Source organism: Hanstruepera marina (assembly GCF_019880635.1).
Lineage (GTDB): Bacteria > Bacteroidota > Bacteroidia > Flavobacteriales > Flavobacteriaceae > Hanstruepera > Hanstruepera marina.
The window spans coordinates 399,610-411,372 of the sequence record NZ_JAINVX010000001.1; the positions used below are offsets into that span (position 1 = coordinate 399,610).

The window sequence follows — 11,763 nt, forward strand, 5'->3', positions numbered from 1 at the left end:
AAGTATTATTTATTTAATGGTTCTACAATTAATATTCCGTTATCGGTAACATCTTTTACTTTAATAACGGTTCCTGATTTTAATTCTATTTCAGCATCAGTTAAAGCTTCAAGTTCACGCAATGCACCTTGAATTCGCACATGGGCCTTACCCATTTTACTTCGGCTGGCTCCAATGGTTAAATACACTTCGCCAACAGCATCTTTAGCATTTTTAAAATCTAATGTGCCACTGTCATTTAGTTTTCGCATATAGAAAAACATGGCAGCCATAATAGTCATCATAATTAATCCGCATACAACAGAAATAATTATGGTAATAGGTTTAGATAAGCCAGCATCTATACATGCAATACCACTCCACCCAAAAATGGTAAAAAACCCAACGAGATTTTTAAATGTGATAAATTGAAAACCAATTCCAGTGTCAGCATCAATTTCGGCATCAACATCGCCAATATCATCAACATCACCACCAACAAAGGTTAGTACTAATGTGATAACAAAAATTAATGAGCCTACCAGGGCAATACTCCAATATATTTTTGGAAAGAATTCTAAATTTGAAAACCATTCTAGCATTGTTTTGAAGTTTTAAAAGTTCATGAAATATATGACCTTTATAATTGTCATACAATATTTATTTTGAAAGTAAAATGCTTACCGCATTTCCTCCAAATCCAACAGCATTAACTAGTATTTTACTTGTGTTTTTTGGTGTTGTACTTTCAATAAAAGGAACAGAAATGAATTGTTGTTTGTTTAACATGTGAATTGCCATTTCTATATTTAACATACCTGAAGCGCCTAGTGTATGCCCTACCTTCCATTTATTAGTAGTCAATGCAGGAATTTTGTTACAAAATATTTTTTCGATGGCATTTATCTCGGCTAGATCGCCTTTTAGGGTTCCTGGTGTGTGAGTGACAATAATATCAACTTCATTGAGATTGATATCTTCTAAAGCCATTTTCATGGAACGTTGAAAACATAAAGCATCGGTTGATAATGAGGCATTATGTTCCAATACTTCAGTTGCATAGCCAACACCTATTATTTTGGCTAAAGCATGTTTTGAGTTGCCCGCCTCTAAACAGGCCATAGAAGCACCTTCACCAAGAATCATGGAGTTTCTTTTTTTGTTAGAATCTAATGCACGGCAAGGAAAGTCTGTGCTTTTTTTGGCATAAATTTTAAGCGCTTGCATCTGCGCTATGGTAAATGGTGTCAATGGCGCTTCGCTGCCACCTACTAAAAATTTGTCGCACATACCTGAATTTATCCATGCAATACCGTTGAGCATCGCATGTAGTGCTGTAGAGCAAGTAATGGAATGACTGATTTCTGGGCCTTGGGTTTGTAAATCATGAGCTACCCAAGACGATATATTCCCCAATGTGGTGGTTGGGGAACTCAACGGTTTTGTTTTTTCCTTTTTAAGAAACTCCTTAAAGTATGATTCAAACAAATGAGTTGCTCCTCTGGACGAGCCAATATTAATTCCAAAATTGTCCGAAGCTTTCCACTTGGCTTCATGAATAGCTTTTCTTGAGCTGTAAATAGCAAATAAAACACTATCGTCTAACGATTTATATTTGCTGTCAGATAATCGTAGCTTTTTAATTTCATCTTGAGATTCTTGTGATAAACGTGCTACTAAATTCCCGTTTTGTTCAGAAAAACAATGTTGGTTATTTTGATAGGAATGCCAACTTTCCTCTAGAGTTTTGCCTAGCGGAGAGATAGATTGAAGAGCAACAATGGAAATTGGTTTTTGCAACAAAAAAACTTTTGACAAAAGTAAGTTTTATTGAAATGTAACAAAAGCTAATTTCTAAATACTTATATTTAGTAAAGCTTAATATTATGGAAACAGTACAACAAAAAAGTTGGTTCGCAAGAAATTGGTCTTGGGTTATTCCTGTAGGCGGTTGTTTAACCGTTATATTACTTTTTGTGTTTGGTGTAGGTGCAGCTGTTTTTGGTGTGAGTAAAGCTTTAAAAAACAGTACACCTTATGCCCATGCTATTGAATTGGCGAATGACCATCCCGATGTTATTGCTGCTTTAGGCCATGATATTGAACCAGATGGTATGTTTAAAGGTAATATATCCTTAAAAAATGGAGAAGGTCATGCTGATTTAAAAATACCTGTTGAAGGTGAGAAAGGAAAAGCAACCATTGTTGTTAAAGGAGATAAGTATGATGGTGATTGGAGTTATGAAGAACTTTACGTCATTATAAAAGACACACAAGAAGAAATTAATCTACTTGACAAATCGTTAGAGGGCATCTAACGCTTCTTGAATTACCCTATAAACCTTTTCCAATTCAATTTTTGAAATTACGTAAGGTACTTGAATATAGATGGTGTTGCCAAGTGGTCTTAGAAACACGCCGCGTTCCATAAAAAATTTCAGTAGCTTATCGCGTAAATCACCATAGCGTTCCATTTTTGTATCAAGATCGATGGCAAAGACAACACCCAGTTGTCGTGTGGACTTTACTTTTGGATGCGCCTTTATAGTTTCATTAAACTCTTGATGCGCTTTTATGATTCGTTTTATATTATTTTGAATGGTTTCCGATTGTAACAATTCTATTCCAGCAATAGCTGTTGCACACGCAATAGGGTTTCCAGAATAGGTATGACAATGAAAAAAGCCTTTTACCATTTCATCACTCAAAAAGGCATTAAAAACAGCTTGCGTACACGATGTAATTGCCATAGGAATTAAACCAGCAGTTAGGGCCTTGCTCAAGCACATTATGTCTGGTTTGGTTTCGATGTAATCAGAAGCAAAATACTTTCCGGTTTTGCCAAAACCTGTCATAACCTCGTCCGCAATGGTTAAAATATCAGTTTGTTTACAAAACTCTAAAATTTCATTTAAGCCATCAGCATTATGAATAGTCATACCTGCCGCACCTTGAAGCAAAGGCTCATATATAAATCCAGCAACTTGATGGGTAGATGTGATTTCTTTTAACTGGTTTAAAACGCCCTCATGGTTTTTGCCATTTGGTGTGGGTATACGTTTCACATCAATCAGGAAATCTTCAAAAGGACCATTATAAACTGACAACCCAGATACGCTCATGGCACCAAAGGTATCCCCATGAAAACCGTTTTCAAAAGCTATAAATGTTGACCGTTTTTCGCCGTTATTAAAGTAATACTGTAAAGCCATTTTTATTCCAGCTTCAACTGCTGTAGAACCATTATCATTAAAGAAAATTTTATTCTGGCCTTCGGGAAGCATTCTGATAAGCTCTTCGGAAAGTTTAACAGCGGGTTCATGCGTAAAATCGCTAAACATGATTTGGTCTAGCTGTTGCATTTGCTGATATGTTTTTTCTATGATATAATCGTTGCAATGTCCGTACATACAAGTGTACCAAGATGAAATAGCATCAATGTATTCATTACCATTTTCATCAGTTAGTATGCAGCCTTTAGCTTTTATGATTGCAATGCTTTCGGGTTGCAATTGATGTTGCTTTAAAGGATGCCAAAGATGCTTTTTGTCGCGTTTGCTTAAATTCATAGTTTTTTTAAAGCCGATTTAAAGCGATTCGCATATTCCTTAATCACGTTTTTATCAAAATAAGGTTCCTCATCTATTCTTCCAACAACAGGAACTTTTGCCATTTTTGAAATAATATCTTCTGTCGTAGGATGCTCGTTTCCACTGTAAATTAATGACACATCTAACCCTTTTTCTTTTAATAGGTTAATTGTTAACAAGGTGTGATTGATACTTCCTAAATAATGTCTGGAAACCACAATTACCTTATAATCGGATTGTATTAAATCGAAAACGGTTTGTTCATCATTAAAAGGAACCAATAACCCACCAGCACCTTCAATAACCAAATGGTTTTTGGTTTTAGGTTCTTTGATATCCGATAGGTTTATTTTCAAGCCATCAATTTCAGCTGCTGCATGTGGACTCATAGGAGTGTTTAATGCAAAGCTGTTAGTGTGGAATTTAGATTTTGAGTTTGAAACTAACCTTTGTACTTTTTTAGTATCACAATTATCTAAATCGCCGGCCTGAATGGGTTTCCAATAATCGGACTCCAAAGCTTCGGTTATTATTGCAGAGGCAATGGTTTTACCTACATCGGTTGATATACCAGTGATAAATATTTTCTTCATTTTATAGGAAACTCGTTCTTACAATTTTCACATTTATAATTATGTCGTGTATGAAACGGTAAGGTGCCAAATAAAAATCCAAACAAAAAAGCAAAAAAGGCTTTGGTGTTTTTAATGGTTGAAAATAACTCTACCTTATCACTATTACATTTAGGGCAGGTAATAGGGTTGCCATCATCGTCCAATGAATATTGATGAATAGAATTTAGAATATGTTTTGCTTGTAGCACATCTTGCGTTAAGACTTTCAATTTAACGCCACCTATGGCATTACTCACCAACGGATCGGTATCAATCGTTAGATGGTCTTGTAAAAACACTTCAATACCTTCGGCTTCAAGACGTCCTTTTACAATCTGTGCTTCTGAAGAATATTGAAATCTAGCTATGGTTTTAAACATGTCGCTCATACATGTGCAAAAGTAGCGAACAACTGTAAGACTTCCGAAATTTCTTGTTTAGAATTATAACTATGAATACAGAATCGTAAGCGTTCATGACCTTTAGGGACGGTTGGAGATAAAATGGGTTTTACGCTAAACCCTTTTTCTTGAATTTTTTTGGCTACTAGTTTTACGTTTTCGTTTCCTGGAACTACCGCACAATGAATAGCTGAATCACTACTGATAAAATACGATGCTAAATCATGGTTATTGACTTCGCTTTTAAAGTGATTGATGTTTTCCTGTAATGATTTAATCGCATTGGTTTTTATTAATTCTAGATATGCCGAATTTATGGTAGCCAATGCATGAGGAGGTAATGCTGTTGTGTAAATCAAGCTGCGTGAAAAATTTACCAAATAAGTTTTAAGTTGCTCACTACACAAAATGACGGCACCATGAGCGCCTAGCGCTTTGCCAAATGTAACAATCCTAGCAAATATCTGTCGTTCAAGACCCAATTTTTGAATCAACCCTTTACCATAGTCGCCTAATACACCAATAGCATGGGCTTCATCCACTACTAGATGCGCATGATAATTGGTACAAAGCTGGGCTAGTGTCTCCAAATGTGGTGAATCGCCATCCATAGAAAACACAGATTCTGTAACCACATAAATAGTAATGTTAGAATCTACTACAGATTCAGAATGCCGTTTTAACAAGCCATCTAAATCACTTAAATCGTTATGTGCAAATTTATAAGCATGGGCATGGCACATACTAATACCATCACGAATAGAAGCGTGAACGTATTCATCATACAAAACAATATCGTGTCGTTGTGGGACACAAGAAAAGAATCCTATGTTAGCATCGTAACCTGAATTAAAAATAAGTGCGGCATCTGCTTTATGAAATTCGCGCAAAACTGTTTCAACAAGTTGATACAGTGCGTGATTACCAGATAGCAACCTAGAACCTGTCGCACCATTTTGCTTGATATGATGGCCCGCCAAATATTCATGAGTTTCATTGAAAATGTTCTCGTTTTTTGAAAACCCTAAATAATCGTTGGACGAGAAATCGACTAATTGATTTTGAACACCAAGTTCTCGTAACGCATTTTCTGTTTTGCGCTTTTCAAGTTTTTCGGTAAGTCGTTTTGGGAAGGTTTTCATAATGTAAAGATAGGATGTTAATCCTTGTAAACAATTTTACCAGAATCTTTAGTAGCTACTTTATCCACCCATTGGAAATTATTAGGAATGGTAGAGTCTAATAAAGGAAGTTTTAATTCTTCGGATAATTCAAAGGCGATTCTAAAAGCATCTTTAAGGTTAAACTCTTCGTATAAATCCCAATGTTTGTTTTTATTATTCCATAAGTTTACTTGAAAAGTACTTGCGTTTACTGCATAAAGTGAAACATAGTCAAATTTAGGCATGGGCTTCCACTTTCCGTACTTGAATACACCGACGGTATATTCTCTTTTAAAACGCTTTTTTTCAAAATCGAAATGACAATTGATTGTATAGGAAAAGTAGATAGCCAAAAATAAACATAAAAAAATGAGCTGCAGATAATCAAAGTGCGCATAGAAGTGTCTTTTTTTTAATGAAAAATCCATGGTTAAAATAAAATGAATAACTAGCCCTATAGCTACAGTATATAACAAAGCAGCAGCAATGCGAAAGGGTAAAGAGTTTTGTCTTTCTATGTAAGTTAATTTATTTGACATTGAAACAAATATAAATAATCACATACTATTTAAAACCGTTTTGTTTTATCTTTATACACATGTATGCTCTAGTCGATTGTAATAACTTTTATGCCTCTTGTGAACGGGTTTTTAACCCCAATTTGCAAGGGAAACCAGTTGCTATTTTAAGCAATAATGACGGTTGTGTTATTTCCATGAGTGATGAAGCTAAAGCTATTGAATTGCCATTTGGCGCACCTATTTTTAAATGGGATGGCTTTTGTAAAGCTAATAATATTCAGGTGTTGTCTTCTAATTATCCCTTGTATGGGGACATGAGCTCCCGTGTTATGGGCATACTTCACCAATTCACACCTGATGTTGAGGTGTACAGCATAGATGAGGCTTTTTTACAATTTAAGGGGTTTGATAATTATGATTTTAATGACTATGGAAATCAAATACGAAAGCGGATTCTAAAATGGACAGGCATCCCAACCTGTGTGGGTATTGCCCCAACAAAAGCGTTGAGCAAAGTGGCCAATAAGATCGCCAGAAAATTCCCCAATGAAACCAGAGGTGTGTATGTTATAAATTCTGAAGAAAGCCGTATAAAAGCTTTAAAATGGATAAAAATAGATGCGGTTTGGGGCATTGGCTATCGCTTGGCAAAACGGCTAAAAGCCAAAGGTTGTAAAACAGCCTATGATTTTACGCAGCTTTCTGATGACTGGGTAAGAAAAACGTTTTCTATAACCGAATGGAAACTCAAAAAGGATTTGGAAGGCAATGCTAAAATATTGTTAGATGAACCTAAAAATAAACGTGCCATTGCAACAACCAGAAGTTTTGATTACACCTATGATGACATTAATTATATAAAAGAACGGGTTTCAACCTTTGCAACCAGTTGTGCCGAAAAGTTACGTAAACAAGAATCCTATTGCCACATGATTATTGTAACCTTAAGTAGTGATAGGTATAAAAAGGATTTAGAACAACATCGAGCCAGTAAACATATTAGTTTACCTTACCCAACCGATTCGTCATTGACTATAAGTACTGAAGCAGTAAAAGCCGTTAATGCTGCTTTTAAAGCAGGAATTAAGTACAAACGCGCTGGTGTTATCGTGGCAGGAATTGTTCCAAGAGATAATTATCAATTGGATATGTTTGAAAGCGAAAACCCCAAGCATAAGCCATTAATGTCTGCAATAGACCGTATAAACAAGAAATATCATGCAGACAAAATAAAATTGGGGAATCAAGATTTAGAACGTACATGGAAAATGCGACAAGAACGATTGTCTCCAAGATATACAACCAATATAAATGACATAATTAAAGTAAAATGCTAACAAAAGAACCCCAAAAACTGACCTTTTTCATTCCAGAGTTTTTAGAAGACTCTGGAGCACTTTTTGTTGATTCAGGAATATCGGCTGGATTTCCATCTCCTGCTGAAGATTTTAAGGAAGAACGCTTGTCATTAGATGAGATGTTGGTTAAAAATAAACTCTCAACTTTCTATGCGCGAGTTTCAGGGCAAAGTATGATAGACGCAGGGTTGGATGATAATGACTTATTGGTGATTGATAGAAGTTTAGAACCTGAACACAATAAAATAGCCGTATGTTTTTTGGATGGTGAGTTTACCGTAAAGCGATTGCGCGTAGAGAACGATGGTGTATGGTTACAGCCCGAAAATGCGAATTACAGGCCCATAAAAATTACCGAAGACAATGAGTTTGTTATTTGGGGGATTGTTACCAATGTGATAAAAAAGGTATAGTAAAGAGTAACTAAAAAATATTATCTTACGGTCATTAAATTAACTAACTAGAACAATGACTGAACAAAAAAACTATAAACAAGCACTGTACACTTTGGTTACAGTGTTTTTCTTTTGGGGCTTTATTGCCGCATCTAATGGTGTTTTTATTCCATTTTGCAAAACCTATTTTGAAATTGATCAATTCCAGTCACAACTGGTAGAGTTTGCATTTTATGGCGCTTATTATGTGGGAGCACTATTATTATTTGTGCTATCTAATGCCAAAGGGAAAGATATTATGAACAGTTGGGGCTATAAAAACGGGATTATTTATGGTTTGATTTTGAGTGCTTTAGGAGCTGTAGTGATGTTTCCAGCCATAGAAGGTGCTCAACCAGGTGAATCTAATGTTTTTTATTATGTACTAGGTGCCTTATTTATTGTTGGTCTTGGATTTTCACTCCAACAAACAGCTGCTAATCCATTCGCCATCGCACTGGGTGACCCAGATAAAGGTGCGAATCGGTTGAATTTGGCAGGAGGTGTGAATTCATTTGGAACGATGATAGGACCTATAGTCATAGCATTAATATTATTTGGATCTACACCTAAGTCTCCCGATGAATTAAGGGAAATGATAGCTAATCAAACGATTACCTTGTCAACGGTTCAGTATTTATATTTAGCAGTAGGAGGGCTGTTTTTGGCAGCGGCAGCATTGTTTTATTTTTCGAAAAAACTACCACAGGCTAAAGCCAATCCAGAGATTATTAAAGCGCCAAAGGCTGTTGGGTCTTTGAGTATCATGACAATATTTTTGGTTATTTGTTTTTATTTGATTTTCGATCAGTATAAAGGAACTCCTGACAATAATTTTATTTTGAAATTATCTATTGTTGGATTGGTTGTAGTTGTTGGTATTTTGTTGATATCTAATATGTTAGCCAAAAAGAACCAAGACGGTTGGGGAGCTATGCGCTATCCACAACTGGTTTTAGGTATGCTAGCTATTTTTACCTATGTAGGTGTTGAAGTAACTATCCAAAGTAATTTAGGGGAATTGTTAAAACATGTAACAGAAACCATTAATAATGTTGACTATAATGCTTTGGGGCTGCCAGCTATGAGTGACTCTCAAATAACACCGTTAATTTCATTGTATTGGGGAGGACTGATGATAGGGCGATGGGCAGGAGCAATTGCTGTTTTTAATCCAGCTGACAAATGGAAAACATGGCTATATATTATTGTGCCTTATGTTGCTTTTGGAGTGGTATTATTTGTGAATTATATTTCAGGATTTGATGTTAGTAGTTTGTTTTTGTTTGCTATTTGTATTGCTATTCAAATTGGAGGCTTCTTCTTAGGAAAGGAAAAACCTGCATTAACTTTAAAAATATTTGGCTTTCTAGGTGTTTTAGCTATGTTGATTGGTTTGTTTACTACAGGAAAACTGGCCTTGTTCGCTTTTATTAGTGGCGGACTCTTCTGTTCAATTATGTGGCCTTGTATTTTCGCTTTAAGTATTCAAGGATTAGGGAAATACACATCGCAAGGATCTTCCTTTTTGATCATGATGATTTTAGGAGGTGCTATTATTCCACCTATACAAGGAAAGTTGGCAGATGTTATTGGTATACACCCATCATATTGGGTTGCGGTAGTATGTTTCTTGTACTTGGTATTCTTTGCACAACGCGTTCAGGGTATCTTGAAAAACCAAGTAGCCTAGTGTTGAATTTATTATTTAATATAAAAACGCCTAATTTAAAAAATTAGGCGTTTTTTATTTTTTGTAGTATTATGAAATTTAATCAGCTAAAATAATAGCTTTATTGTCTTTCATTTCTAAAGTCCCTGACTTTATTTTAAAAGTTAAAACCTTGTTATCCATCATATGAGGCTCCATTTCTGGATGTAGCTCATCATAATCTAAATGGGTTTGTGTATGTACTCTTATTTTTACTGTCCCTTCATTTAATAAAGATACTACAGGAGCATGGTCTTTCAACATTTCAAATTCACCATTAACTCCAGGCACAATAATGGCATCTACTTGAGAACTAAATATTGTCGCTTCTGGTGATACAATTTCTAAATACATCTTTCTTTTAAAATTTATTTGGTAAACTTTCTGTAAATGAAAGCATAATAATTTTAAGCTTCAGCTAACATTTTCTCTCCAGCTTCAATAGCCTCTTCAATAGTACCTTTAAGGTTAAACGCTGCTTCTGGCAAGTGGTCTAATTCACCATCCATAATCATGTTAAATCCTTTAATAGTTTCTTTAATATCAACTAATACACCTGGTATACCTGTAAATTGTTCAGCAACATGGAAAGGTTGTGATAGGAAACGTTGTACACGTCTTGCTCTACCTACAGCCAATTTATCTTCTTCAGATAATTCTTCCATACCAAGAATGGCAATAATATCTTGTAATTCTTTATAACGTTGTAATAACTCTTTTACACGTTGTGCACAATCGTAGTGTTCGTTTCCTAAAATATCAGCCGTTAAGATTCTTGAAGTAGAATCTAATGGATCTACCGCAGGATAAATACCAAGCTCAGCAATTTTACGCGATAATACTGTTGTTGCATCCAAGTGGGCAAAGGTTGTGGCAGGAGCAGGATCCGTTAAATCATCCGCAGGTACGTAAACTGCTTGTACAGATGTAATAGAACCTCTTTTAGTTGATGTAATACGCTCTTGCATCGCACCCATCTCTGTTGCTAATGTTGGTTGGTAACCTACCGCAGAAGGCATACGACCTAATAATGCAGATACCTCTGAACCAGCTTGTGTAAAGCGGAAAATGTTATCTACGAAGAATAATACATCTTTTCCTTGGCCATCTCCAGCACCGTCACGAAAATATTCAGCAATTGTTAAACCAGAAAGGGCAACACGAGCACGTGCTCCAGGAGGCTCATTCATTTGTCCAAATACGAAAGTTGCTTTCGATTCTTTCATTTTAGATTTGTCCACTTTAGATAAATCCCATCCACCTTCTTCCATAGAGTGCATAAAATCATCACCATAACGGATAATTCCAGATTCTAACATCTCTCTTAAAAGGTCATTTCCTTCACGTGTTCTTTCACCTACACCAGCGAATACTGATAAACCACCGTGACCTTTTGCTATATTATTAATTAACTCCTGAATCAAAACTGTTTTACCTACACCGGCACCACCAAATAATCCAATTTTACCACCTTTTGCATAAGGCTCAATTAAATCGATTACTTTAATACCTGTAAATAAAACTTCTGTAGAAGTTGATAAGTCTTCAAATTTTGGTGCTTCTCTGTGAATTGGTAAACCAGCATCACCAGCTTTAGGTAAATCACCAATACCATCAATGGCATCTCCAATTACGTTAAATAAACGCCCATAAACATCTTCTCCAATTGGCATTTGAATAGGTGCGCCAGTAGCAACAACTTCTGTTCCTCTACTTAAACCGTCTGAAGAGTCCATAGCAATAGTACGTACGGTATCTTCACCAATGTGAGATTGTACTTCAAGTACTAAAATAGAACCATCAGGTCTTTTAATTTCTAATGAATCGTAAATTTTTGGAAGTTCAGCATCCGTACCGAATTCTACGTCGATTACTGGACCTACTATTTGTGCAACTTTACCTGTAACTTTTGACATTACTTATCTGTTTTTATTTTGCTAAATTTTTAATCCGAAAAAACACCTCGTTTTTCGCGCTGCAAAGATATTATTT

The 11,763-nt window shown here is 35.5% G+C and carries 13 protein-coding genes; 4 read left to right on the forward strand and 9 right to left on the reverse strand.

The window, feature by feature from the left end; all coding sequences use genetic code 11:
- Nucleotides 1-5: 5 nt before the first annotated feature.
- Complete coding sequence (locus tag K7G76_RS01810; protein ID WP_223032493.1) at nt 6-581, reverse strand: hypothetical protein; 576 nt, start codon at nt 579-581, stop codon at nt 6-8.
- A 58-nt stretch (nt 582-639) separates the two neighbouring features.
- Complete coding sequence (locus K7G76_RS01815; protein WP_223033583.1) at nt 640-1,779, reverse strand: beta-ketoacyl synthase N-terminal-like domain-containing protein; 1,140 nt, start codon at nt 1,777-1,779, stop codon at nt 640-642.
- An 86-nt stretch (nt 1,780-1,865) separates the two neighbouring features.
- Here K7G76_RS01815 and K7G76_RS01820 point away from each other — a divergent pair, with 86 nt between their 5' ends.
- Nucleotides 1,866-2,297, forward strand: a complete 432-nt coding sequence (locus K7G76_RS01820; protein ID WP_223032494.1) for a cytochrome c oxidase assembly factor Coa1 family protein — start codon at nt 1,866-1,868, stop codon at nt 2,295-2,297.
- On the opposite strand, the gene bioA is transcribed toward K7G76_RS01820, so the two are convergent.
- The 5 genes from bioA to K7G76_RS01845 are packed head-to-tail and all read right to left on the reverse strand — an operon-like array spanning nt 2,283 to nt 6,286.
- Nucleotides 2,283-3,548 (reverse strand): adenosylmethionine--8-amino-7-oxononanoate transaminase, encoded by a 1,266-nt coding sequence (gene bioA, locus K7G76_RS01825; RefSeq protein WP_223032495.1) that lies wholly within the window; start codon nt 3,546-3,548, stop codon nt 2,283-2,285. The genes K7G76_RS01820 and bioA overlap by 15 nt on opposite strands.
- Nucleotides 3,545-4,162 carry a dethiobiotin synthase gene (gene bioD, locus K7G76_RS01830; protein ID WP_223032496.1) on the reverse strand — a complete coding sequence of 206 codons (618 nt, stop codon included), beginning with the start codon at nt 4,160-4,162 and terminating at the stop codon, nt 3,545-3,547. Before bioD ends, bioA begins: the two co-directional genes overlap by 4 nt.
- Nucleotides 4,159-4,572 (reverse strand): putative signal transducing protein, encoded by a 414-nt coding sequence (locus K7G76_RS01835; protein WP_223032497.1) that lies wholly within the window; start codon nt 4,570-4,572, stop codon nt 4,159-4,161. The genes bioD and K7G76_RS01835 overlap by 4 nt, the downstream gene beginning before the upstream one ends.
- Entirely contained in the window at nt 4,569-5,726 is a 1,158-nt protein-coding gene (locus K7G76_RS01840) for an aminotransferase class I/II-fold pyridoxal phosphate-dependent enzyme (RefSeq protein WP_223032498.1), read from the reverse strand. The genes K7G76_RS01835 and K7G76_RS01840 overlap by 4 nt, the downstream gene beginning before the upstream one ends.
- Nucleotides 5,727-5,743: 17 nt before the next feature.
- Nucleotides 5,744-6,286: a hypothetical protein gene (locus K7G76_RS01845; RefSeq protein WP_223032499.1), complete on the reverse strand. Its 543-nt coding sequence runs from the start codon at nt 6,284-6,286 to the stop codon at nt 5,744-5,746.
- A gap of 59 nt (nt 6,287-6,345) precedes the next feature.
- On the opposite strand from K7G76_RS01845, the gene K7G76_RS01850 reads away from it, so the two are divergent.
- From K7G76_RS01850 to K7G76_RS01860, 3 genes are read left to right on the forward strand one after another with little or no spacing between them, the layout of a single operon-like run.
- Complete coding sequence (locus tag K7G76_RS01850; RefSeq protein ID WP_223032500.1) at nt 6,346-7,605, forward strand: Y-family DNA polymerase; 1,260 nt, start codon at nt 6,346-6,348, stop codon at nt 7,603-7,605.
- On the forward strand, nt 7,599-8,039 hold the full coding sequence (locus K7G76_RS01855) for a LexA family protein (protein ID WP_223032501.1): 441 nt from the start codon (nt 7,599-7,601) through the stop codon (nt 8,037-8,039). The genes K7G76_RS01850 and K7G76_RS01855 overlap by 7 nt, the downstream gene beginning before the upstream one ends.
- Before the next feature lie 55 nt (nt 8,040-8,094).
- Nucleotides 8,095-9,753 (forward strand): MFS transporter, encoded by a 1,659-nt coding sequence (locus K7G76_RS01860; RefSeq protein WP_223032502.1) that lies wholly within the window; start codon nt 8,095-8,097, stop codon nt 9,751-9,753.
- Between the two features lie 78 nt (nt 9,754-9,831).
- Here K7G76_RS01860 and K7G76_RS01865 read toward each other — a convergent pair whose 3' ends face one another.
- Together K7G76_RS01865 and atpD are read right to left on the reverse strand one after the other, a co-directional pair.
- A complete protein-coding gene (locus K7G76_RS01865; protein ID WP_223032503.1) occupies nt 9,832-10,125 on the reverse strand; it encodes a F0F1 ATP synthase subunit epsilon in 294 nt (97 codons plus the stop codon).
- A gap of 53 nt (nt 10,126-10,178) precedes the next feature.
- Nucleotides 10,179-11,687, reverse strand: a complete 1,509-nt coding sequence (atpD, locus tag K7G76_RS01870; RefSeq protein ID WP_223032504.1) for a F0F1 ATP synthase subunit beta — start codon at nt 11,685-11,687, stop codon at nt 10,179-10,181.
- Nucleotides 11,688-11,763: the final 76 nt, after the last annotated feature.

Bases quoted from the DNA above. Each gene is read 5' to 3' on its own strand.
- K7G76_RS01810 (WP_223032493.1), bottom strand. From the start codon at position 581: ATGCTAGAATGGTTTTCAAATTTAGAATTCTTTCCAAAAATATATTGG.
- K7G76_RS01820 (WP_223032494.1), top strand. From the start codon at position 1,866: ATGGAAACAGTACAACAAAAAAGTTGGTTCGCAAGAAATTGGTCTTGG.
- bioA (WP_223032495.1), bottom strand. From the start codon at position 3,548: ATGAATTTAAGCAAACGCGACAAAAAGCATCTTTGGCATCCTTTAAAG.
- bioD (WP_223032496.1), bottom strand. From the start codon at position 4,162: ATGAAGAAAATATTTATCACTGGTATATCAACCGATGTAGGTAAAACC.
- K7G76_RS01835 (WP_223032497.1), bottom strand. From the start codon at position 4,572: ATGAGCGACATGTTTAAAACCATAGCTAGATTTCAATATTCTTCAGAA.
- K7G76_RS01840 (WP_223032498.1), bottom strand. From the start codon at position 5,726: ATGAAAACCTTCCCAAAACGACTTACCGAAAAACTTGAAAAGCGCAAA.
- K7G76_RS01845 (WP_223032499.1), bottom strand. From the start codon at position 6,286: ATGTCAAATAAATTAACTTACATAGAAAGACAAAACTCTTTACCCTTT.
- K7G76_RS01850 (WP_223032500.1), top strand. From the start codon at position 6,346: ATGTATGCTCTAGTCGATTGTAATAACTTTTATGCCTCTTGTGAACGG.
- K7G76_RS01855 (WP_223032501.1), top strand. From the start codon at position 7,599: ATGCTAACAAAAGAACCCCAAAAACTGACCTTTTTCATTCCAGAGTTT.
- K7G76_RS01860 (WP_223032502.1), top strand. From the start codon at position 8,095: ATGACTGAACAAAAAAACTATAAACAAGCACTGTACACTTTGGTTACA.
- K7G76_RS01865 (WP_223032503.1), bottom strand. From the start codon at position 10,125: ATGTATTTAGAAATTGTATCACCAGAAGCGACAATATTTAGTTCTCAA.
- atpD (WP_223032504.1), bottom strand. From the start codon at position 11,687: ATGTCAAAAGTTACAGGTAAAGTTGCACAAATAGTAGGTCCAGTAATC.